Origin of the sequence: Abiotrophia sp. HMSC24B09, from assembly GCF_001815865.1 — a bacterium.
Lineage (GTDB): Bacteria > Bacillota > Bacilli > Lactobacillales > Aerococcaceae > Abiotrophia.
Genome location: NZ_KV822210.1, coordinates 226,711 through 249,993 on the forward strand (window position 1 = coordinate 226,711; position 23,283 = coordinate 249,993).

At 48.1% G+C, this 23,283-nt stretch carries 20 protein-coding genes; all 20 read left to right on the forward strand.

Annotated features, from left to right (window positions below; translation table 11 throughout):
• The first annotated feature begins 108 nt into the window (after positions 1-108).
• The 20 genes from HMPREF3093_RS07295 to HMPREF3093_RS07390 all read left to right on the forward strand — a co-directional run bounded on the left by HMPREF3093_RS07295 (position 109) and on the right by HMPREF3093_RS07390 (position 23,220).
• Positions 109-876 (forward strand): ABC transporter permease, encoded by a 768-nt coding sequence (locus HMPREF3093_RS07295; RefSeq protein ID WP_070756336.1) that lies wholly within the window; start codon positions 109-111, stop codon positions 874-876.
• Between the two features lie 21 nt (positions 877-897).
• Entirely contained in the window at positions 898-1,899 is a 1,002-nt protein-coding gene (locus HMPREF3093_RS07300; protein ID WP_070756337.1) for an ABC transporter substrate-binding protein, read from the forward strand.
• A 43-nt stretch (positions 1,900-1,942) separates the two neighbouring features.
• Complete coding sequence (locus HMPREF3093_RS07305) at positions 1,943-2,656, forward strand: ABC transporter ATP-binding protein (protein WP_070756388.1); 714 nt, start codon at positions 1,943-1,945, stop codon at positions 2,654-2,656.
• Positions 2,643-4,136, forward strand: coding sequence for an amidase (locus HMPREF3093_RS07310; RefSeq protein ID WP_070756338.1), 1,494 nt, complete (start codon positions 2,643-2,645; stop codon positions 4,134-4,136). Before HMPREF3093_RS07305 ends, HMPREF3093_RS07310 begins: the two co-directional genes overlap by 14 nt.
• A 109-nt stretch (positions 4,137-4,245) precedes the next feature.
• Positions 4,246-5,340: a M24 family metallopeptidase gene (locus tag HMPREF3093_RS07315; protein WP_070756339.1), complete on the forward strand. Its 1,095-nt coding sequence runs from the start codon at positions 4,246-4,248 to the stop codon at positions 5,338-5,340.
• A 154-nt stretch (positions 5,341-5,494) separates the two neighbouring features.
• Positions 5,495-8,359, forward strand: coding sequence for a hypothetical protein (locus HMPREF3093_RS07320; RefSeq protein ID WP_070756340.1), 2,865 nt, complete (start codon positions 5,495-5,497; stop codon positions 8,357-8,359).
• Positions 8,360-8,576: 217 nt separating this feature from the next.
• The gene (locus tag HMPREF3093_RS07325) at positions 8,577-9,191 is read left to right on the forward strand and encodes a TVP38/TMEM64 family protein (protein ID WP_023391382.1); all 615 of its coding nucleotides are present in this window, start codon (positions 8,577-8,579) and stop codon (positions 9,189-9,191) included.
• Positions 9,192-9,195: 4 nt separating this feature from the next.
• Positions 9,196-9,489 (forward strand): membrane protein insertion efficiency factor YidD, encoded by a 294-nt coding sequence (gene yidD / locus HMPREF3093_RS07330; RefSeq protein WP_070756341.1) that lies wholly within the window; start codon positions 9,196-9,198, stop codon positions 9,487-9,489.
• A 165-nt stretch (positions 9,490-9,654) separates the two neighbouring features.
• The gene (locus tag HMPREF3093_RS07335) at positions 9,655-10,665 is read left to right on the forward strand and encodes a PTS sugar transporter subunit IIC (RefSeq protein WP_257244562.1); all 1,011 of its coding nucleotides are present in this window, start codon (positions 9,655-9,657) and stop codon (positions 10,663-10,665) included.
• 22 nt (positions 10,666-10,687) lie between these two features.
• Positions 10,688-11,620 carry a 2-dehydropantoate 2-reductase gene (locus HMPREF3093_RS07340; RefSeq protein ID WP_070756343.1) on the forward strand — a complete coding sequence of 311 codons (933 nt, stop codon included), beginning with the start codon at positions 10,688-10,690 and terminating at the stop codon, positions 11,618-11,620.
• Positions 11,621-11,761: 141 nt separating this feature from the next.
• Positions 11,762-13,402 (forward strand): Na/Pi cotransporter family protein, encoded by a 1,641-nt coding sequence (locus tag HMPREF3093_RS07345; protein ID WP_070756344.1) that lies wholly within the window; start codon positions 11,762-11,764, stop codon positions 13,400-13,402.
• Between the two features lie 115 nt (positions 13,403-13,517).
• Positions 13,518-14,903, forward strand: a complete 1,386-nt coding sequence (locus HMPREF3093_RS07350; RefSeq protein ID WP_083316308.1) for an ATP-dependent helicase ComFA — start codon at positions 13,518-13,520, stop codon at positions 14,901-14,903.
• A gap of 12 nt (positions 14,904-14,915) precedes the next feature.
• Positions 14,916-15,680 carry a ComF family protein gene (locus HMPREF3093_RS07355; protein ID WP_143227684.1) on the forward strand — a complete coding sequence of 255 codons (765 nt, stop codon included), beginning with the start codon at positions 14,916-14,918 and terminating at the stop codon, positions 15,678-15,680.
• 133 nt (positions 15,681-15,813) lie between these two features.
• The gene (gene hpf / locus HMPREF3093_RS07360; RefSeq protein ID WP_035364003.1) at positions 15,814-16,374 is read left to right on the forward strand and encodes a ribosome hibernation-promoting factor, HPF/YfiA family; all 561 of its coding nucleotides are present in this window, start codon (positions 15,814-15,816) and stop codon (positions 16,372-16,374) included.
• A gap of 250 nt (positions 16,375-16,624) precedes the next feature.
• On the forward strand, positions 16,625-19,012 hold the full coding sequence (gene secA / locus HMPREF3093_RS07365; protein WP_070756346.1) for a preprotein translocase subunit SecA: 2,388 nt from the start codon (positions 16,625-16,627) through the stop codon (positions 19,010-19,012).
• 152 nt (positions 19,013-19,164) lie between these two features.
• On the forward strand, positions 19,165-19,380 hold the full coding sequence (locus HMPREF3093_RS07370) for a helix-turn-helix transcriptional regulator (RefSeq protein WP_070756347.1): 216 nt from the start codon (positions 19,165-19,167) through the stop codon (positions 19,378-19,380).
• The gene (locus HMPREF3093_RS07375; protein WP_070756348.1) at positions 19,358-19,945 is read left to right on the forward strand and encodes a DUF3278 domain-containing protein; all 588 of its coding nucleotides are present in this window, start codon (positions 19,358-19,360) and stop codon (positions 19,943-19,945) included. Before HMPREF3093_RS07370 ends, HMPREF3093_RS07375 begins: the two co-directional genes overlap by 23 nt.
• Complete coding sequence (locus tag HMPREF3093_RS07380; RefSeq protein WP_023391369.1) at positions 19,935-20,132, forward strand: hypothetical protein; 198 nt, start codon at positions 19,935-19,937, stop codon at positions 20,130-20,132. The genes HMPREF3093_RS07375 and HMPREF3093_RS07380 overlap by 11 nt, the downstream gene beginning before the upstream one ends.
• 24 nt (positions 20,133-20,156) lie before the next feature.
• A complete protein-coding gene (locus HMPREF3093_RS07385; RefSeq protein ID WP_070756349.1) occupies positions 20,157-20,900 on the forward strand; it encodes an ABC transporter ATP-binding protein in 744 nt (247 codons plus the stop codon).
• Positions 20,890-23,220 (forward strand): type II CAAX endopeptidase family protein, encoded by a 2,331-nt coding sequence (locus HMPREF3093_RS07390; RefSeq protein WP_070756350.1) that lies wholly within the window; start codon positions 20,890-20,892, stop codon positions 23,218-23,220. Before HMPREF3093_RS07385 ends, HMPREF3093_RS07390 begins: the two co-directional genes overlap by 11 nt.
• Positions 23,221-23,283 lie beyond the last annotated feature (63 nt).

Genomic DNA, 23,283 nt, shown 5'->3' on the forward strand with positions numbered 1-23,283 from the left:
GACTCATCCTGCGCGTCATGCCGGGATGGGTCTTTATTTATCGAGTCCAAACGCAAGTGGGTGTTACGTATTCTCAATAGAAAGGAGACGGTAACCATTAAACAGAGAGTGCATCGCTGGTTTGAATCAAGTGTGGCTTGGCTGACAGGCTTAGGACTCCTGGCCTTATGGGAAGTGACGGCTCGGCTGGGTATGCTACCGCGTTTTATCATTCCGGCTCCGTCGGCGGTTCTGGCGGCTATCTGGCAAGATGCCCCTAACCTCTGGCGCAATAGTCGGGTAACCCTAATCCAGGCCTTTATTGGGCTGGGCATTGGGATTGTCTTGGCCTTTATTCTGGCGGTCATCATGGACCGCTTCAAATGGGTCCACCGGGCCCTCTACCCACTCTTAATCGTATCTCAGACTGTGCCGACGGTGGCTATTGCGCCGATTTTGGTCTTGGCCCTGGGCTATGAGATGACGCCTAAGATTGTCTTAGTCGTCTTAACCACGATTTTTCCTATTATCATGAGTATCTTAAGTGGCTTCGCCCATTGTGACCAGGATGCCTTGCAGTTGCTGAACATGATGGGAGCCAGTCATTGGCAGACCTTGCGCTATGTTAAGATACCGACCAGCCTACATTTCTTCTTTTCCGGGCTGAAGGTCAGTGTCTCATACGCCTTCGTGAGTTCGGTTGTGGCGGAATGGCTAGGGGGATTCGAGGGTTTGGGCGTCTACATGATTCAGACCAAGAAGGCCTTCGCCTACGACAAGATGTTCGCGGTCATTTTCCTCATTTCAGCACTGAGTTTGATTTTCATGGGCCTAGTTGCCTTAATTGAACGACTAGCCTTGCCTTGGCGCTCAAGCAAGGCCCCCCATATTTCCTAAGATTAGAGGAGTGACACACACATGCAAAAATGGATGAAAAAATTCGCGGCCCTGCTTGCCGGCCTATCTTTGGCTGGGACGACATTACCAAGCATAGCCGCTCAAACAGGTGATGACAACAAGGTAGACCTGATTTTAGACTGGGTACCTAACACCAACCATACCGGCCTTTACGTCGCCCAAGCCAAGGGCTACTTCAAGGAAGTGGGCGTGGAAGTCGACATCAAACGTCCACCTGAAGGCTCAACCACGGAATTAGTGGGGTTAGGTAAGGCTGCCTTCGGGATTGCCTTCCAAGATTCTTTGGCTAAGCGATTTGCGGGTGGCTTGCCAGTAACGGCGGTAGCGGCTATTATTGAACACAACACCTCCGGTATTATTGCTAAGGAAGAAGCCGGCATCAAGGATCCTAAGGGTCTGGAAGGTCACAAGTACGGCACTTGGAATGACCCAATTGAGTTGAAGATGATGGAATACATGACTAAGAAGGCCGGCGGGGACTTCTCCAAGGCTAGCCTAGTCCCAAATGATGGCGATAACTCCATTATCGGTTTAGCCAATAACCAATTCGATGCAGCCTGGGTTTACTATGCCTGGGACGGGATTTTGGCAGGCTTCCAGAAGGTGTCCACCACCTTCTTCCAAATTCGGGACATCGCGCCAGAATTGGACTTCTACTCACCGGTCATCATCGCCAATAATGACTACCTCAAGGCACACCCAGATCAAGCCAAGAAGGTCTTGGCTGCCATCAAGAAGGGCTACCAATATGCTATGGAACATCCAGAAGAAGCGGCTGACATTCTGATTGAAGCAGCCCCAGAATTGAAGGACCAACGTGATTTCGTCTTGGCTTCCCAAAAATGGTTGAGCGAGCGTTATGCTAACGATCCAGCCAAATGGGGCCAGTTCGATCCAGCTCGTTGGAATGCCTTCTATCAATGGCTCTACGACAACAAACTGGTCGAAAGCGACCTAACTAAGGGCCAATACTTTAGCAATGACTATTTAGGAGCGGAGTAAGGTGCTAGAAATTCGGGATTTAGCTTACGGCTACGACCAGCAAATGGTCATCCAAGATGTGAATCTTCAGGTGGCAGCGGGCCAAACCGTGGCTATCCTGGGTCGAAGCGGGGTCGGTAAGACCACACTCTTTAATTTAATTGCCGGTATCTTGCCGGTCCAATCGGGCTCTATCAGCTTGGGGGGACAGCCTCTGGCACCCGGTCAGGTCAGCTATATGCTGCAAAAGGACATGCTTTTCGAGCATTTGACCTTGGTGGACAATGTGGCCCTGCCCCTAGTGGTGTCTGGGGTCAAGAAGTTCCAGGCCCGCGCCGAGGCCAAGCAGCTACTGGAAGAATTCAAGCTAGCGCCTTGGGCCCAACACTATCCTAAGTCCCTGTCAGGGGGCATGCGCCAGCGAGCGGCTTTCCTGCGGACGGCCTGCTTCAAGCGCCAATGGGTCCTCTTGGATGAGGCCTTTGGCGCCTTGGATGCGGTGACCCGGCGCCAGCTACATCAGTGGTTCCTTCACTACAAGCAGCAGATGGGTTGGTCCACCTTGCTCATCACCCACGATGTGGATGAAGCCCTGATTTTGGCTGACAAGGTCTACGTCATGGGCGGTAAGCCAGGGACCCTACAAGCGGTTCATGACATTCAACTGGATAAGTCAGACTTTGAAGCCATTGGCTTTAGTCCAGAATTTCTTCATTACAAACGCCAACTACTCGATGATTTAGAAAAAGGAGTGCTGCCAGAAGATGCCCTTATTTAAGCAAGATGCGACTTACTATGCGCAAGAAGTCAAGGCCGGTCGTTTGACGGCCAGCCAATTGGTGGACTGGGCCCTCGAAAATATCCAGGCTCTCAATCCTAGCCTACATGCAGTGGCTCATGTCCAAGCCGACAGTGCGCGGGCCCAAGCTCAGGCTCATGACCAACTCTGGCGTCAGCTGTCAGAGCCAGAACGTCAGGAATTGCCTGCCTTCTTTGGGGTGCCTATTCTGCTCAAGGACTTGGGTCAGCTCCAAGCTGGGGAGCCTTCCTATGCGGGCGCCCAGCTTATGGCCGACTATGTAGCCAAGCAGACTTCTTATTTCGTAGAACGCATCCAGGCTTTGGGCTTTATCGTGGTAGGCCGGTCCAATGTGCCGGAATTTGGCTTTAAGAATATTAGCGATGCCCAGTTTACCGGAGCAGTCAGCTATCCCGGGGATCTAACCCGCAACGCGGGCGGGTCCAGTGGTGGGGCGGCGGCTGCGCTCAAGGCTGGTATGGTGCCAATTGTCACAGCTAGTGATGGCGGGGGATCTATCCGAATTCCCGCCAGCTTCTGTGGTCTGATTGGCCTCAAGCCTTCCCGTGGCCGGGTGCCGGTTGGCCCTGACGGCTACCGGGGCTGGCAGGGGGCATCGGTACATTTTGCTTTGACCAAGTCGGTCCGGGATACCTGGACCTTATTGGAGGGGCTGCAGGTGGAACAGTGGAGTGCGCCTTACATGGTGCCTCAAATGAGTCCTGGGCCCCTGACCTTGCCTCAGCGTCCGCTCAGAATCGCCTATCTGCTGGATTCGCCCCTAACACCTCAAGTTCGCTTAGATGTGGCCAACTTGTTGCGCCAGACGGTAGAACGATTGGCAAGCATGGGTCATGAGCTCGTCCCAGTTGACTTCCCAGTGGATGTCATAGCGGCGGCGCGTGATTATACCACCATGAATGCCGTTGAGACGGTTGCCATGATGCGAGGATTTGAGGCTAGTCTGGGTCGCGCTTTGACGCCAGACGATATGGAGCCAATGACCTGGGGCATCTACCAGGCCGGCTTGCCTTGGGATGCTGCCGATTACAGCCAGTTGCTGGGTCGTTGGGATCAGCTAGCGGCTGATTTAGAGAATTTCTTCCAGGACTATGATTTACTTTTGACGCCTGGGACCAACGGGCCGGCGCCCTTGCATGGGAGCTTTGCGGCTTCGGCGGAGATGGCTCAGCGCCTCTTGAATCAGGAGGGCTTAGCCAAAGAGGCTCGCACCGACCTCATTATGGAGCGTTGGCAGGATAGTTGGGCTTATACGCCTTGGACCTTCCTCCAAAACCTGGCTGGTCAACCGGCCATCATGTTGCCTCTGGGCAAATCGTCAGAAGGCCTACCGCTGGGTGTCCAGCTTTGGGCCGGCAAGGGCCAGGAACGGGTCCTCTGCCAGTTGGCGGCTGCCTTTGAAGCAGCAGGTGTCCTAGAGACAGAAATTATCGAATAGACAGCTCCGAGGCTGGGACGAGTTCCCAGCCTTTTCTTATGGCTTTGTCTTGGGTCCCAGCAAATCCCTGTGCTATAATAGAAGGGAAAGAAGAAGGGAGCGCGTATACATGCAAGCTGAACGATTAGAAGCCCTAGTTCAGGGCATCAAGGCGACGGGGATTGCCCAACAATTAGTGACTGACCCATCAAGTATTGCTTATTTGATTGGCTATGAGACCCAGCCGGGAGAGCGGCTCTTGCTGCTCAAGGTAGCAGCTGACGGTCGTCATCAACTCTATCTCAACCAACTCTTCCCGCTAGCGAGTGGCTTGGAGCACGACATAGAAGTGGTGACCTATCGTGATGGGGAGCCAGTCATCAGCTGGTTGGCCCAAAGTCTGGCACCCGGCAAAACGGGGATTGATAAGGTTTGGCCAAGTCATTTTCTCTTGGATTTGATGGCGGAGCGTCAAGATTTGCAGCCGGTGAATGCTGCTTATTTGGTGGATGACCTGCGGGCCATCAAGTCACCTGAGGAGCAAGAACTCATGCGAGAGGCGTCTGCCCTTAATGATCAAGCCACCCTAGCCCTGATAAACTTGGTGGCGGATGGCTTACCAGAATCTGAAATGGTCAGCGAATTGGCCGGCATCTATCAGCGTTTGGGCTGCCAAGGCTTCTCCTTTGAACCCATTATTGCCTACGGGGCCAATGGGGCGGATCCCCACCACGAAACTAATGACGACCGCCCTCAACCGGGTGATTCAGTGGTGATTGACATCGGCTCTTCTTACAAGGGCTACTGTTCGGATATGACCCGGACCGTCTTCTACGGGGAGCCGGATGAGGAGTCTCGGCGGGTCTATGAGACCGTACGTCAGGCACAAGAATCGGCCATTAAGGCAGTCCGTCCAGGTGTGACCTTTGCTAGCATTGACCGGGCGGCGCGCCAGGTCATTGAGGAGGCTGGCTACGGGGAATACTTCACCCACCGGACCGGCCACTTCATCGGACGAGAAGTCCACGAAGCAGGCGATGTTTCCGAGTTCAACCAAGCTCAGGCCCAAGTCGGCCAAATCTTCTCCATCGAGCCAGGTATCTACCTGCCAGGTAAGGTAGGGGTGCGGATTGAAGACTTAGTCTTGGTGACAGAGACCGGTTGCCAAGTTCTCAACCAAGTCAGCAAGGATCTGATTGTGGTAGAACCACACTTGAAATTCTAATATAGTAGTATTCGCCCTTGAATTCAAAATGTAAACGAGAATATGCGAAGAGCTATCGGCTTACCTTTGAGTTCAGTGATTATACTTAATAGATATAAAGTGAATTTAGTTATGCTATTTTTAAAGATAAATCTGAAGACAGGGAGAGAATAAGATGAGGTGTCGAATTACTGGCTTTAACCTTCCTATTTTTGGGCTAAATTGGGAGTACCCAGACAAGACGGATAAACAAGAGCAGTACCAGTTACGCCCAACCAAAAAAATTAGAGTTTTTATAAGTTCGGTATGTGGAGATAATAAGAAGTTCAATCAAGTTAGAAAAAGACTTAAGAAACTTATTGAAGATACAGGAGTGGCTACAGTATATCTATTTGAGGATGAGGAAGCCTCTACGTTGTCTGCAGGAGCTCATTACAAGTTCAATCTTATTGACTGTAATGTATGTATATTTTTAATAGATAACAAAGTAGGAGTAACGCCTGGTGTACAGGAAGAAATTGATATAGCCAAGAGACATAATATTAAATCGTTTTATTATTTTTGTGATGAAGACTCGGTAGAAAAGACGGAGATAGAAAAAAGCTTGCAAGGGGCGCAGTTTGCCAAAAGCAAAACAGTTCATAACTTCCAAGATTTGGGCGATGCAGGAGCTAAAGCGTTGATTGAAGATCTTATTACTGTATACCTCATCTATTGTAAAGATGAACATCCACTTGATAATCTTAACGAAGAAACTCATATTAGATCAATTGAGCCTTATCGTAGTAATAGGATTTTTATTCCAAGGGCATTAATTAAAAGTTGCGGGACTTGCGTGAAAACTCTTGGCAATATTATTATAGGGGATTCAGTGTCTTTTGATGATGCGTATGGTGATCTTAGGGTCGATGAGTGGGGATCTCTGTTTTTAAAGGTGTTATTTAATGGGGAATCAATAAAGAAATTTAACACTGAGCTCTTCCTGGAAGATATAGGTAAGGATAGAGATATAGAGAGTATAGAACTATTAAAAATTAGATGGAGTGCAATACAAGCATATTTTTTAGGTAATATTGAGGGGTGCATTGGATATATTAAGAAAGCTTTAGAGTTAGCAAAAAATACTAATCAACCTAAATGGTTAGTAAATGATATTTTGATTGATTTAAGAAATCAGGAATCTTTGTTTGCCCAGCGAAACAATAGGATATTAGGCGAATCTAAGGCGCAAAAAGAACTATCTAATAGTGAAGAGAGAGTACACTATCCTTGGCTCGATAGAGTTGACGATATTATTCAGCAAAAATACATAAGAGGGATGTACAAGGGGAAAACGCAGTCTCCCTTTACGGTGACATATGGTAATGAGTTCAATGAATTACTAAAATTAATTACGGAATCTTATATTATCTCTTTATATAATGGCTCCTTGACACAGATTTTACTTCTTTATGGCAGAGTGAGAGATTTGCAACTGTATTTAAGTGCTGTATATGGGCGATATTCTTCAGAACTTTATCTTTTGAAATACGCTATATTTGACTGTGATATTGCATCTTCAGAACGATTATTAAAAGCCTATCCACAACTTTTTAAGTTAATGGGAGATAAAGATGCTGATGAGATTCTAAGCTTTTGTTTTAATCAACCAATTAAACATAAGCAGAATGCAAGCATTTTGCTAGGTATGGGTACGGTAGGATATTTTTTAAATACCCCGAGCTTTGATGAATACGAAAATTTATGCAAAGAAATCATTGATAAGTGGTTTAGCGAAGATAATAAAACTGTCTTCTTAGGAAAATACATTTTTAAATACATGGCTGGAATCGCAGAAAGAGTGCCTCATAACTGGATAGCTAATATTTGTGGTAAGTTCATGGAAAAGAAATATCTGTACTGGTATAGAGATTTGTTTGAGTTTATGGATAGTTATATTGACTTAAATCTGATGGATTATGATGTGGCAATCAAATTTATTCAGCAAATAAATGATATGTTAGAGGATGAAAACGCGCTACCTCTGGTTAGAGATACACCTAGCTTTTTATCGCGACTACGAAAGCAAAATCCTAAATTAACAAGCAGTATAGATAAAAAAATATCCGAGCTACTACCAAATTTTTATTGTGATAATTATCGAATAGAGACTTCAAGTGAACCACAAATAGATTATGTGTCATATATTCACCAGCTCTTAGACATAATACATACCGATATCGAACAACAAGGAAAAGAAGGGATGTTTTACGTTAGAGGAACACGGAGCATTGCAACAATTCAAAATCTGCTAATGAATAATGCTGTTTCATATGACAATAAATTACTGTCTAGATTGATAGATGAGTTATCCGATACATTGATATATTCCAAGCAGGGCATAGATATTAAATTAGATGCGATATCTCTTATGATGTGCATTGTTGCAAAATACCCTGATATTTATAAAGAAAAGAAGGAAATTTATGATAAGGTATTAGAAAGTGAAGCGGATATTATTGACGTTGATAACACATTTATGGATTCAAATATAGGTAAGATTGCTTTGCAAATAGCACTTAGTCTACTGAAATCGGCAATGGGATTTGATAGCTACTCAGATTTTTTTGGGTATATGTCACATATTCAAAATGATAAAGCCACAATTATATCTGTAATGAGAGTTGTAGCCAACTATCTAGAAGTAGATAATAGGCTAAGATTTTCAGATAGGATCGAGCTCGCTTTGTTTCAAAACGTGTTAATTTGGCTAAACGCAGATTATTTAGATGTTAAGTTTCACGCAGCCAGAGTTCTACTAATGTTAGGTAGAGGTGTTGATAACAGAGAAATTTTAAATCAAACATTGATTAGACTGGTAGATTATGAAGGGGTAGCTATTAAACGGCATATTCTTTGGAACATGTATAAAGTGGATGGGATTAATGACAGTACAAAAGAGTATATTTTGTTAAAGTGCCAAAATGACCCATGCTATTTAGTACGCAAAACATGCGAAGAGATGATGGCAAAATATCGTTCAGAAACTCATAATATATAATCTGATTGTAGTAGAACCACACTTGAAATTCTAATCCATAAGTGGCTAGGGCCTAGTGAGCTCTGGCCACTTTTTACTTAGCTAGGCGAGTACTTTGACATCAAATCCTAAAAAAAAGTTAACATTACTGACATCATGCGATTTTTAGTGTATAGTAGACTTGTTGACGGTCTGTCCAAGGGACAACCGTGAGACATGACTTAAAGGAGTAGACGCTATGAGCAAGCTATCGCTCGAGAAAAAACGGAAACTGATTCAAATTCTCACCGTTGTGGGTTTGATTCTGACCGTTACGGGCTCAGTCTTTATTGCCAGTTCGCCTTATTTTAAGGAAGGCGGGGGTTTTGGAGAACTGCTTAAAAGTATGGGGATATTCGGTCCCTTACTCTTCCTCTTATTACAAATTTCCCAGACAATTTATCCCATTATTCCCGGGGGCTTACACAATGTCATTGGCGACGTAATTTATGGTCACTTTGGTGGCTTCCTGCTCAACTGTACGGGCATGGTCATCGGGTCCTGTATCAACTTCTTCCTAGGCAAACGCTTCGGATCGAGTTTCATCAAGGCCTTCTTGTCAGACAAGCAATACGACCACTATATCGCAAAAATGAATGATGGCCCGGGCTTCCGTCGCTTGCTTAAAATCGGCTTCGTGGCGCCCATTTTCCCGGACGATATCTTCTGTATGATTACCGGTATGTCCAACATCACCTTCAAGGAATTCGTCAAGATTGTGCTGCTCTACCGGCCAGCTTCTCTCTTCTTCTTCACCTTCCTGTCCAGTGAGATTATTCAGTGGCTCTTCCGGACCTTCCTCCAGAAGGGGTGATAGGATGTTCCGCTGGCTCTTCATTAAGCTAGTGCGTTTCTACCAGTTGGCCCTATCGCCACTGTTTCCGCCTAGTTGCCGCTACAGTCCGACCTGTTCCACCTACACCATCCAAGCCATTGAAAAACACGGCGCCTTCAAGGGCCTCATCATGGGCTTGGCGCGGATTAGTCGCTGCCATCCCTTTGTAGCAGGGGGCAAGGACCCGGTGCCGGACTACTTTACCTTAAGACGTTCAACCCTGCCAGATGGCAGTCCTAAGCCCCATCCCAAGGGTTGTTGTCACCACCATCACTAAGTTGAAATATTAAGCTAGGACCTCCGGGGCCTAGCTTATTTTTTGTGTCGGAAGGGTTTTATGGGGCCAGCCTCTTTTTTTGTAGTCTTGCTTAGGGTATACTAGTACTTGTAAACTTGATGAAAGCGAGGAAATCCTATGATGAAATCCTTCAAATCATTCCTAATGAATGTCTTAAATGGCTCCGCCCTAGGGGTCATCGCTGCCTTGATTCCCGGGGCTCTCCTAGGAGAACTCTTCAAGGCCCTAACGCCAAGTTTCCCTGACTTGGCCTTCATGACCCAGATTGTCAGTGCCACCAACACCTTTGTTGGCTTTGCGATTGGGGTGGCGGTTGCCATTCGTTTCGCCCTTAACCCCCTAGAGAGCATCACGGTCGGTATGACCACCATGTTGGCAGGTGGTTCCCTTCAATTCCTAGAGTCTGGCCTGCAGCTTAAGGGGACCGGGGACATTATCACCATGTGTGTGACGGCCGGTCTGGCAGTAGCGGTCATCCAATTCTTGCGACCACTGGTGGGGGCTTACGCTATTCTGGTCATTCCAACCTTGACCGTCATTGTGGCGGGTGGCCTAGGCCGTGTGCTCTATCCATACTTCATCCTCATTACCGGTAAGATTGGTGAATTTATCGCCCATCTCTTGACCTTAGAGCAAACCACGCTCTGCATCTGTTTAGCGATTATTTTTGCCTTGATTATTGTGTCGCCTATTTCCTCTGTCGGCATTGGGATTGCCATTTCCTTGGCGGGTGTCGGTTCAGGGGCGGCCAACCTAGGGATTGTGGCTTGTGGCTTTGCCTTAGCCATTGCAGGTCGTCGGGTTAACTCCCTAGGGACCTGTATCGCCCATTTCATCGGCTCGCCTAAGCTATCCATGCCTAACATTATCAGTCATCCTAAGCTCTTATTGCCAATCTGCCTTAATGCCGGCATTATGGGCCTCCTGGCCTCCGTCTTCTACATTCAGGGGACGCCGCTATCAGCTGGCTTTGGCCTCAGTGGTTTAGTAGGCCCGGTCAACCACCTCAATATCGTGGGTTGGACAGCCGGGAATGGCCTAGTAACAGTCTTACTCTTCGTCGTGGCCCCAATTGTTTTGGGCTTTGCTAGCGACTACCTCTTCGTCACCCGCCTAGGCTGGATTGACCCAGAAAACTATCGTATTACTATCTAATTGAAGAAAAGGAGACAAAACTATGAAATTTGCAATTGCTGGCGCCGGCGCTATGGGCTGCCGTTTTGCCTACCAACTTAAACAAAGTGGCCAGGAGGTTATCTTAATCGACCGCTGGCCGGCTCATATTGAAGCCATCCGCCAAAATGGTCTACATGTCGACTGGAATGGTCAGGAAGTGGTGGAGCAATTCCCTATCTATTATCCGGAAGAAGTGACCGAACAAGTGGACGTGGTCATCGTCTTCACCAAGGCTATGCAGTTGGCGGACATGCTATCAGCCATTCAACCGGTCTTCGGACCTGACACGGCGGTGGTCTGCCTACTCAATGGATTAGGCCACGAGTTAGTCATGAAGCAATATGTGGCCGAAGAGAACCTAGTCATGGGCTCTACCATTTGGTCAGCCGCTTTGGATGGACCAGGCCGGGCAGTACTGCATGGCGTGGGAAGCCTGTCCCTGCAAAACTTTGTCGACACACCAAGTGCTCGTGCTAAGACCCAAGCCATTGTGGCAGCCTTAGATGCGGCGGGCTTGCAAGCTAGTTACAGCGAAAATGTCAAGGCAGCCATTTGGCGCAAAGCCTGCGTCAATGCCTGCGGTAACGCACCAACTGCCTTGTTGGAATGCGACCTGGGTGGCTTCTTCGACAATCCTTACACGGAAGAATTAGTGTCTGCTATCGCCCAAGAGTTCACGGCAGTAGCCGCAACCCAAGGGGTGGAATTTGACCCAGCAGAACTGACTCAATTCATTATCTCTGCTTCCCTTAAGATTCGTGAGCACCATGCTTCCATGTACCAAGATTTGATTATCAACCGTCGTTTGACTGAAGTTGATTACATCAACGGGGCCGTAACCCGAATTGGGGAAGCTGCTGGCATCCCAACACCTGTTAACCGCACCATCACCCAACTGGTTCATATGAAGGAATTACTCTTGGGTGCCAAATAAAGACAGAAAGTGTCGTTTGCTTGTGGAGCAAGCGACACTTCATTGTTTCGCTCTTAATTTCTTCTTTTTTTTCCCAACAAGTCTTGTTATACTATAGTTAGTTGAAATCATCGTGTCTATTGAAAGAAAGGGAATTATCACATGGCATTAACGAATATTTTCGGCCTCTTGGGTGGTTTAGGGCTCTTCCTCTTCGGGATGACCCTCATGTCACAAGGGCTAGAAACGGCTGCCGGCAGTCGTCTCAAGCAGATTCTGGAGAAATTGACCGCTAACCGCTTCATCGGGGTAGGGGTCGGTGCCTTAGTCGCTGCCTTGACTCAGTCTTCTTCCGCGACCACAGTTATGGCCATTGGGTTCGTTAACTCAGGTTTAATGGACCTCAAAAGTGCGGTCTGGATTATCATGGGGGCCAATATCGGGACCACCATTACCGGGCAGTTGATTGCCTTGAATTTCTCGGCCTATGCGCCACTTATCCTCTTCGCTGGGGTCCTCTTGGCCATGTTTGCCGCCAAAGGCCGCTCCGCAGCTGCGGGCCAAGTCCTGATTGGGCTTGGGATGCTCTTCATGGGCTTGGAACACATGTCGCAATCCATGGAGCCGCTCCGTTATATGCCAGAATTTACTGGTCTCTTAGCTAAATTCGAGAATCCATTACTGGGGATTGCGGTCGGGGCCATCTTTACCGCCATCATTCAGTCCAGTTCAGCCTCAGTCGGGATTTTGCAGACCTTGGCCCTCAGTGGGGTTGTTACCTTGCCAAGCGCCATTTACGTCCTCTTCGGGCAAAACATCGGGACCTGTATTACAGCCATTCTGGCTTCGATTGGTTCCGAGCGTAATGCTAAGCGGGCGACCTTGATTCATCTCTTATTCAACGTAATTGGGACGGTCATCTTCGTAGCTATTAGCATGACAACGCCATTTGTCCACTGGATGGAAGGCCTAACGCCAGGCAATGTGCCAGTCCAAATCGCCAACGTTCATACTATCTTCAACGTGGTGACCACCTTCTTGCTCTTGCCATTTGGGGCTCAATTAGTGCGTCTGACCTATGTCTTCTTGCCAATCTTACCAGAAGCGCCAACACCAAGTGTGGTGCATCACTTGGACTTCAACATCTTCAATCAAGAATACCATGTTGGTTTGACCACCATGATGGGGGCGCAACTCTACAAGGAAGTCATGAATATGTTAGGTTTAGTACGACAAAACGTAGCCATTGCCTTCAGCCTCTATGATGAGACAGAGGTTGAGGAGAAGGTGGCCGAGATTAAGAGTCGTGAGCAGGACATCGACGAGCTCAACCAGCAGATTGTCCAATATGCGGCCATGTCTCTGACCCACGATGCCAATTTGCAGAGTGGGGAATATGTCAAGATTGCCTCTGACTTAGAGCGTCTGGGCGACCATGCTACCAACATTATGGAGCGTCTGCTTCTAATTCATGACAGCAAGCACGACCTGTCTGAAGAAGCGCGGGAAGAATTAGCAACCATGTCACGCTTGGCTCTAGAAATCTTAGACCAACTCAAGGAAACCGTGGGTGATAACCTGGAGGAAGTCAACAACCAGGAACAATTAATCGACCAAGCCTACGAAACCTTCGAACGCATGCAAATTCAACGGCTTAAGAGTAAGGTCTGTGGGACCAGCAACAGTGTCCACTTCGCTAAGATTCTGACCGACTTCGAGCGTATTGGTGACCACTGTCTTAACATCGCCCAGGAACTGAATACTATCCACCCAAGTTGGAAATTCGTTGAACAACAAGACTAAAATAATCAAGGCTAGGACCTAAGGGTTCTAGCCTTTTTGTTTTGTCATCAAAATGTTAGAAGAAGAAAAGTGTTAAGTCCCCCTCTTTTGGGTATTTATAGAGGGAGGGATCGAGATGGAAGTCCAGGATTATTTAGCAGGTCGCTGTTTGACCCAGACAGAAGCCCAAGAAGTATGGAAGTTGGCGGAAGCTAGGGGGCAGAACCTAGAAACTTGGCTAGCTAGTCTGCCTTCAAAGCCTGCCCTGACGGGACCGCCCTGGGTCTGTGGTCGTTGTGGTAACCAAGATCCGCGTCAGTTTTGGACCTTCCAAGGGCTGGACGGTCAGCCTAGGACTTATTGCTTGGACTGCCTATCTCTAGGTCGTGTCATGTCAGGCCAAAGGCTGTATTGTCAGCCAGCTCTAGCGGGACGGCTCCTGAGCCAGTCTCCGCTGACTTGGCAGGGGGAACTGACACCAAGTCAGGCTGAAATTGCCCAGAAGCTAGTTGAAACCTGGCGGGGCCAGGAGCGGCGACCACAATTAGTCTGGGCAGTCACTGGCGCTGGCAAGACCGAGTTGGTTTTTCCTTTGTTGGAGCAGGTGCTCATGGATGGAGGCCGGGTCTGTCTGGCCTCGCCCCGAATTGATGTCTGCTTGGAGCTAGCGCCTCGTGTTAAGGCAGCCTTTGCTGGCTTAGACTGTCAGGTCCTCTATGGGGGGAGCCAAGATCGATATGAGCTCAAGCCCCTAACGCTAGCCACAACCCACCAACTGTTACGTTCCTATCAGGCCTTTGACTGCTTGATTGTGGATGAGGTGGATGCCTTTCCCTATGTGGATTCTCGTGCCCTACATGAGGCAGTAAGGCGAGCCCTTAAACCGGGTGGCTTATTAGTTTATCTGACCGCCACACCGGATGACCGGCTCTTGTCTGACTGGGAGGCGGGGCGCTTGGTCTGCCAACAACTGCCGGCTCGCTATCATGGACATCCTTTGCCCCTGCCAGAGTTGCAGTGGGTAGGGGCCTGGCCTAAGGGCTTAGCTGCCGGTCGCTTGATTCGGCCGCTTAAGCAGATTTTGCGGCGCTTCGGCCATTTAGAAGGTCCTAAATTACTTTTTGTGCCCCACATTCCGCAAGCCCAGGCCTGTGCTCGCCTTTTGAAGCCTTTGCTGCCGAATCTGGCGCTAAGCTCAGTTCATGCCAGTGACCCCAAGCGCCAGGACAAGGTAACGGCGCTACGACAAGGCAGGCTGGATTTATTGGTGACCACGACCATTTTAGAGCGGGGTGTGACTTTGCCCCATTGCCAGGTCTGTATTCTGGGGGCGGATGATGAACTCTATACGCGAGCCAGTCTTATGCAAATGAGCGGTCGGGTAGGGCGAAGCGCCGACCAGCCGACGGGGGCTCTTTGGTGGTTGCATCAGGGGCAAAGTCTTGCCATGCGCCAGGCCATCCAGCAACTTGGGGCCCTCAATCAGACAGCTCAGGCGCGTGGGCTTTTGCGGGCCAACTAGGAGGTGGAAAGTTTGAAGTGTATCATGTGTCACGAAGCCTGCCATCAGGGCCCGACCATCTGGGACTACCTAGCTTGGGGACCCTTGCCGGAGTCAGTTCTCTGTCGCGCCTGCCAAGATCTCTGGAAGACTCGAATTGAAGGCCAGGTCATTTGTTGGGGGTGCGGCCGGGCCTTGTGCCAGGAGGCCCAGGATCCCTATCATGCCGTGGCTATCTGGCAGGATCAACATGCCTATTGTCAAGAATGTCAGGCCTGGCTCAGCTTTTATCCCATTGACTTAATCCATCACCAAGCCCTCTGTCCCTATCAAGGAGCCCTGCGCCAGTGGCTCCACAGCTACAAATACTTAGGGGATATTCGTCAGGCCCAGGCACCCGCTCAGCGTTTGAGGGCCTTTGCAAATCAACATCCAAAAGCCCATTGGTTGGTCTTGCCCTCGTCGCCAGCCAGTTTGGCCCAACGCCAATTTCATGCCACGCGCCAGCTCTTAGAAGTGGCGGGTTTGAAGGTTTTTTGTCCTTTTGACTATGTGGGGGATGGAGTCAAGCAAGCTAGCAAGAGCCGACAACAACGCCTAGCGCTGGGCCAAGTTTTTGCCCTCAAGGAAGAGGTGTTAGCTCATTTGCCTAGGGGCGAATGGTGGCTCTTTGATGATGTTTACACGACTGGAAGCACCCTCTTGCGGGCTAAATCCTTGTTGTATCCTGTAGCAAAAAATCGGCAAATCCCCCTCTATTCCTTTTCTTTATTCCGCGAGGGGAGAGTCGAAAAATAATTGAGTGTTTCCGCTTTCAATCTTAGGATAGGTATGCTATAATAAGCATAAGCAGAAGATAAACTGCTTGACAATAGGATTAACATCCCGGGATTAACCCTATTAATCACCAACAGAAATGAGGGATTCGGTTATGTTTAACTATAATGTACGCGGAGAAAATATTGAAGTGACCAAAGCCATCCGTGACTATGCAGAGAAGAAAGTCAGCAAGTTAGAGCGTTTCTTCGACAATGCGCCAGATGCGACGGCTTACGTTAACCTCAAGGTATATCCCGACAAGACAGCTAAAGCCGAAGTGACCATTCCGCTCTCCTTCCTAGTGTTGCGTGCGGAAGAAACCAACCCAGATTTATATGCAAGTATTGACCTGGTGGTTGATAAACTCGAACGCCAAGTGCGTAAACATAAAACAAAAATTCACCGTAAATATCGCGAAGTGCATGGCGATGCAGGGGCTTATGATGCGCTCCTCAACCAGGCAAGTGAACCTGCTAGCGAAGAACCTGAGCTAGATATCGTGCGGTCAAAACGCATTAGCCTCAAGCCAATGAGCAGCGAAGAAGCGGTATTACAAATGAACATGCTGGGCCATGACTTCTTCGTCTACACAGACGCAGAAACAGAAGAATTCAGCATTGTCTATCGTCGTAAAGATGGCCGCTATGGTCTGATTGAGACGGCAGAACTCTAAGCTAAAGTTGAATTTGTGAGGGCGAGACAGGAGTCTCGCCCTTCTTTTTATGGTGGAGACTAGCTTTGTGTTCATGGAGGCGAGCTGGGACATTATCATGATGCTAGATTCCAACCAGGCGGACAAGAGTTCGGCCTGGCTTTTTTTCATTTTTTAGTATAAAAACATTCAAATTCTGCACGAATTCTGCTATAATAGAATAGATGCATTAGGCATAACTTATGATGTAGATAAACAAAGGAGATTATTAATGGCTAATTTTCTAAGAAACCTCGTTGAAAACGATAAAGCAGAATTGCGCCGGACAGGTCGTATTGCCGACCAAGTCATGGCGTTAGAAGACAAATACAAGGCCATGAGCGATGAAGAATTACGCGCCCAAACGGCTGAATTTAAGAAACGCCTGGAAGCAGGTACTAAATTAGACGACCTCTTAGTAGAAGCTTTCGCTGTTGTGCGTGAAGCGGACCGTCGTGTCTTGGGTCTCTTCCCATACCGCGTCCAAATCCAAGGTGGGATTGTCATCCATGGCGGTAACATTGCTGAAATGCGTACCGGGGAAGGGAAAACCTTGACCGAAACCATGCCGGTATACCTCAATGCCCTAACTGGCAAAGGGGTTCACGTCGTGACCGTTAACGAATACTTAGCAACCCGTGACTCCAAGGAAATGGGGGCTGTCTACGAGTTCCTAGGCTTGACTGTCGGGCTTAACCTCAACAGCATGTCATCTGCTGAGAAGCGAGAAGCTTACAACTGTGACATCACTTACTCTACTAACAACGAATTAGGCTTTGACTACCTCCGTGATAACATGGTGGTTTACAAGGAGCAAATGGTACAACGTCCATTGCACTTTGCGGTAGTCGATGAAGTGGACTCCATCTTAGTCGATGAAGCTCGTACCCCATTGATTATCTCTGGTCAAGCTGAGAAATCAACCGCTCTCTACACCCGGGCAGACTACTTCGCAAAGGGCTTGAAGGCTGAAGAAGACTACACCATTGACTTGACTTCTAAGACCATCGCCTTGACTGACCAAGGGGTTGACAAGGCTGAACGTGTCTTCCGTCTGGAAAACCTCTACGATGTCAACAACTCTGTCTTGGTTCACCATATTGACCAAGCTTTGCGTGCTAACTACATTATGTTGCACGATATCGACTACGTAGTTGACGAAGGCAAGGTTAAGATCGTCGATCCATTTACGGGTCGTATCATGGACGGTCGTCGTTACTCTGACGGTCTCCACCAAGCTATCGAAGCTAAGGAAAACGTTGAAATCGAAGACGAGTCTAAGACTATGGCGACCATTACCTTCCAAAACTACTTCCGTATGTATGAGAAGTTGTCAGGGATGACCGGGACAGCCAAGACCGAGGAAGAAGAATTCCGCGAAATCTATGGCATGAACGTGGTCGTAATCCCAACCAACCGTCCAGTACAACGGGTGGATGCGCCAGACCAACTCTATCCAAGTCTTAAATCTAAATTCAAGGCAGTAGTGGCTGACATTAAGGAACGCCACAGCAAGGGCCAACCAATCTTGGTTGGTACGGTTGCCGTTGAAACCTCAGAATACCTGTCTAATCTCTTGACCAAGGAAGGCATTCCTCACGAAGTCCTCAACGCTAAGAACCACTTCAAGGAAGCCGAAATCGTTATGCAAGCGGGCCAACGTGGCGCCGTTACCATCGCGACCAACATGGCCGGTCGTGGTACTGACATTAAGTTGGGTCACGGCGTTAAGGAATTAGGTGGTCTCTGCGTGATCGGGACTGAACGTCACGAATCTCGTCGTATTGATAACCAGCTCCGTGGTCGTTCAGGTCGTCAAGGGGACCCAGGTGCTTCCCAATTCTACCTATCTCTAGAAGATGACCTCATGCGTCGTTTCGGTTCTGACCGAATCAAAGCTATGTGGGAACGTCTCAATGTGACGGATGAAGAGATGGAAGATATGGCGATTACCAGTCGTTTCCTCTCCCGCCAAGTAGAATCTGCGCAAAAACGCGTCGAAGGGAACAACTACGATACACGTAAGAACGTCTTGGAATATGACGAAGTCATGCGTGAGCAACGTGAAGTTATCTATAGCCAACGTCAACAAGTTATCAACGAAACTGACAACTTAACTGACGCAGTCAAAGGCATGATCAAACGTACCATTATCCGCGAAGTGGAAGCCGTGACTGAAGGCGACAAGAAAGACTGGAACTACCGTGGTCTCTTGGATTACGCCCACGCTAACCTGGTCAACCCAGAACAATTGACCCTTCAAGACCTAGAAGGCAAATCTGCTAAGGAATTAGTAGAAACCCTCTACGGCACAGCTATGAAGGTCTTCCAAAGCAAGTTGGACATGCTCTATGGTCCAGAACAAGTCTTGGAATTTGAGAAAGTGATCATCCTACGTGTGGTAGACAGCAAGTGGACAGATCACATCGACATGATGGATCACCTTCGCCAAGGGGTCGGCTTGCGGGCTTACGCTCAAACCAACCCATTGACTGAATACCAAACAGAAGGTTACGAACGTTTCCAAGAAATGATTGCTGAAATCGAGTTTGACGTGACACGCTTCATTATGAAGTCACAAATCCGTCAAAACTTGGAGCGCGAACAAGTTAACGCATAATCAAAAATCCCATTATATCATATATGATATAATGGGATTTTTTTGCTTGTTTGGCCTAACTTCAAAAAAGTGTCATATATAGTTGACATCCTCTCCCAAAAGGACTATACTATGTGTAACATATATGTGACACATAAGAAAGAAGGCGTGCTATGAACCGCGTGCGAGAATTACGTCAGAGCCGGAAACTCTCACAATTAGCCCTAGCCAAAGAGGTTGGGGTCGCCCGACAAACCATTAATCTAATCGAAAATGACAAGTACAATCCATCCTTGGATCTCTGCCTCAAACTAGCCTATGCGCTCGAGACAGATTTGAATACCTTATTCTGGGAGGCCGAATTGCATGAATCAACCACACAAGTATAAGAAATTTAGTTGGGAGAACTGGATCCGCCGCTTTTACGGGGTACAGAACTTAGACGAATATCGCATGGCCGAAATCAATAAGATTGGCAACAAGGCCTATCTGATCTTGCTGCCCTATCTTGGCTTGGCCAACGTCGTAGCTTATTTTCTCTGGTATTTCCAACCCGAGTGGGCCTTTTGGGGCATGCTTGGATCTAATCTCTTGGTTCTACTAGGACTCAACACCTATGTGGCGACCAAGGTTCATCGCCTTAAGCTAGATGCCTTAGAAGTCGAACCTAACAAGGTCCAGCAAGCCCTCAAAGACTTAGTCTGGTCGGCCCTTAAGGCGGGAATCTTCTTCGCTGTTTGGATGCACTTTTCGCTAGCAGCCATCGGGGCCCTCTTGGGGGAAGATGGCATGGCCCATCTGACCCAGTGGCGCTACATTATCATTAATTCCTTAGGAGGCCTCTTCTTCGGGATTGTGACCTACACGGTAGGACGTCGGCGCTTGCGAGATGGCCAAGTTGGCCTAGAAGAAGACCTAGAGTCGAGTCAAGAGGAGGATGACCATGAAAACTAACTATCTAAGATGGCTAGCCATTCTGGCAGGTATGGGCTTGATTGCCATCGCCCTGTCTCGTGGCATGGGCTACTGGCAGGAATCCCTCATTCAGATGGATTCGACCCTGCGAATTAGCATTGGCCTCATTCTAGGCCTTAGTTTCTTCGTATTTGTTTATTGGCAACAGAGAAAAAATAAGAAGTAATCAGCAGATTAGGAGGTAATTCCCATGATTGAATTCCAAGACGTCTCTAAAACTTACGGGGCCACTCAAGCCCTCAAAAATCTCAACCTTAGCATCCAAGAAGGCCAAATTGTCGGCCTAATCGGCCATAATGGGGCCGGCAAATCCACCACCATTAAATCCCTGGTCTCCGTCATTAACCCGACTGCAGGCAAAATCCTAGTCGATGGCTTGGACTTGGCTAGTCACCGGCTAAGAATCAAGCAAAAGATTGGCTATGTGGCTGATTCGCCAGACCTCTTCCTACGCCTAACGGCCCAGGAATTCTGGGACTTGGTGGCTGCCTCTTATGGCCTAAACAGGCAGGATTATGAAAATCGACTAGTAGATTTGCTTGGTCTCTTTGATTTTGCCAGCCACCGCTATGAAGTCATTGAGACCTTCTCACACGGTATGCGGCAGAAGGTTTTCGTCATTGGCGCTCTCTTGTCTGACCCTGACATTTGGGTTCTCGATGAACCCATGACCGGTTTGGATCCTCAGGCTGCTTTTGACCTCAAGCAACTCATGCGGGCCCATGCCGATAAGGGCAAAACGGTTCTCTTTTCTACCCACGTGCTAGAAGTAGCCGAGCAGCTCTGTGACCGCCTGGCCATCCTTAAGAAGGGGGAATTAATCTTCTATGGGACCGTGGCAGAGCTCAAGGCGGAACATCCCGACCAAAGCCTGGAAGCCATCTATTTGAATTTGGCAGGGCGTAAGGAAGAAGGCGAGTCTCATGCGTCTTAAAATGATATGGCAATTGATGAGAGTCAACATCCTCTATGCCGGTCAGGCTGGCGCACTCACCCGTTATCGCCAAAGACAGGCAGCTAACCCTAATAAGAAGCTAGACGTACCCATGATTCTCATCCGCCAGTACCTACTAGTGGGAGCAATGTATGTCTTTCTCTTTTGCTTTATGAATGGCTTCTTCCAACTGGCTGGGGCACCCATTCGATTTACGGTCATTGTTTCCGTCTTCGTGCTCATGATGCTGGGACAGGGCTTTATGACTTTCTACAACGTCTTCTATGAAAGTGGCGACTTGCAAGCATATCGGCCCTATGCCTATACCGAGGGCGAAATTATGCTGGCCAAGCTCTTGTCAGCCTTGATGGTCATTCTCTTTACCATCTTGCCAGTCCTCTGCTACTTTATCCTCTTAGCTATTCAGAGCCCCGGCTTGTTGATTTTGACCTTGCCGCTAGCCCTGCTAGGCTTTAGTCTGATTCTGGCCACCATCATTTCCTTGTTGATTGTGCTGGCTCATTATTTGACCAAAACAACTGTTTTCCGTCAACATAAGCAACTAGCCTCCAATCTGCTTATGGCTTTGGTGATGATTATCACCTTCTGGGCGGTCTTCCAAATCAATGGCAGCCGGGATGATTTAAGTCATCTATCTGGCTTGGCACAGATTTTTATGCCTTTCTATGATCTGGTGATGAATCCAGGACAAATCAGTGCCTGGCTGGGGCTCTTACCTTGGCTAGCCGTCTTAGTGGCGCTCCAAATCCTCTTGCGGCTTCAAGTAGTGCCACAATTTTACGAAGCAGCCCTGACAACTTCTAGCCAATCTGGCATAGGTCAGCGTAAGAGCCGTATCTATAGTTTGGATGGTCAGGGACGTCTATCTTGGGTTAAAACCTATGTTTGGCGACTGGTAAGTGAGGGCTCGGTGCTCATGCAGGCCATCCTGATGAGTAGTATCTTCCCTTATATCTTCCTGATTGCCATCCTAGGGGGCTTGTCAGAAAAACCAGACCTGTTGGCGGAATTGGTGAAAGCTCGCTACTTGGCGCCTCTCATGCTTCTGGTCATCTTTATTGCTGGCTTTAACGCTGGCTACGGTGGCCTAGCTATGATGGGCCATTCCTTAGAAAGGGACAATCTGGCCTATATCAAGACCCTGCCAATGGATTTAATGGGCTATCTCAAGAAAAAATTCTGGTTATTAGTTGGTCTGCAAAGCCCACTGGCGCTGGTCTTATTGATTGGTCTCTGCCTCTTCTTAGGCATGGAGTGGTGGGTCATCGGCTGCTTAATCTTAACCTGGCTGGTGGTCAGCCTAGCTTGGTCTAGCTGGTCCTACAGCAAGGATTATCTGGAGCCTGTTACCCAATGGTCTAATGTCTCCGAACTCTATAGTCGAGGCAGCACCTGGGTACGGAGCATGCTGATGCTGTTAGGTTATATTGTGACCATTGGTCTGGTCGTGGGAGAGTATGTGCTCTTGATGAAGTTGCCTGAGAGAACAGGCTATATTCACGCCCTCTTCCTGACCGCTATCTTGCTAGCAGTCGCAGCTATGATTGGGATAGTGGCCTGGCATCGCCTAGCCGTCCAAGTCAGTGGAGCCGAGGCAGTTGGCCTGCTAAGACATAAATGGTATTACTGGCCACCAGCCATTGTCCTGGGCTTCCTAGCTATTATGTTCAGCTTGTTACCACAGGTTGTCGTCTTCAATTTAATGGCTCAAGTCGTGGGAGATCAACAGACTTACTTGATGTTGGCTGCCTTAGCAGGAGGGATTATCTTCACTGCTATCAGTCTCAAGTTCTATTACAAGCTTTCCGGTGAACATCTCAAGTTCGGCTGGAAAGACTTAGGTATTGCGCTTGTTTCTACTATTGCTATGCGGATAGTGATCATCCTGGTCTACAGTATGATGCAAGCTTATCAACAAAAAACGGCCAATGATGTATCCTTAGGCAACGTATTAGGATTAGCCACTGAACCCAGCCTATGGATTGCCTATTTCGTTATCTCGGTAATTGGACCGATTAGCGAAGAACTTGCCTTCCGTGGCTACTTCAAGAAACTCTTCTGTAGTAAGGGGAATTTTGGTTGGTTGGCTGGCCTGGTGTCGTCTGTGATATTCGGTTATTTACATGGCTCTAGCACCTTCTTCGAATGGGCTATCTATGGTGGCATGGGCTTTATTTTCTACCTCAGCTTCCGTCGTCGGAATCAGCTGATCGATTCCATCGCCCTCCATATTGGGAATAACCTATTTGTAAGTGTCATACAGCTACTTGTTTATTACGGTATCTTGCAACTGCAATAAAAGACAACCTCGCTCCTGAAACATAGGAGCGAGGTTTTTATGCGCATAATAGACTTCCAAGCT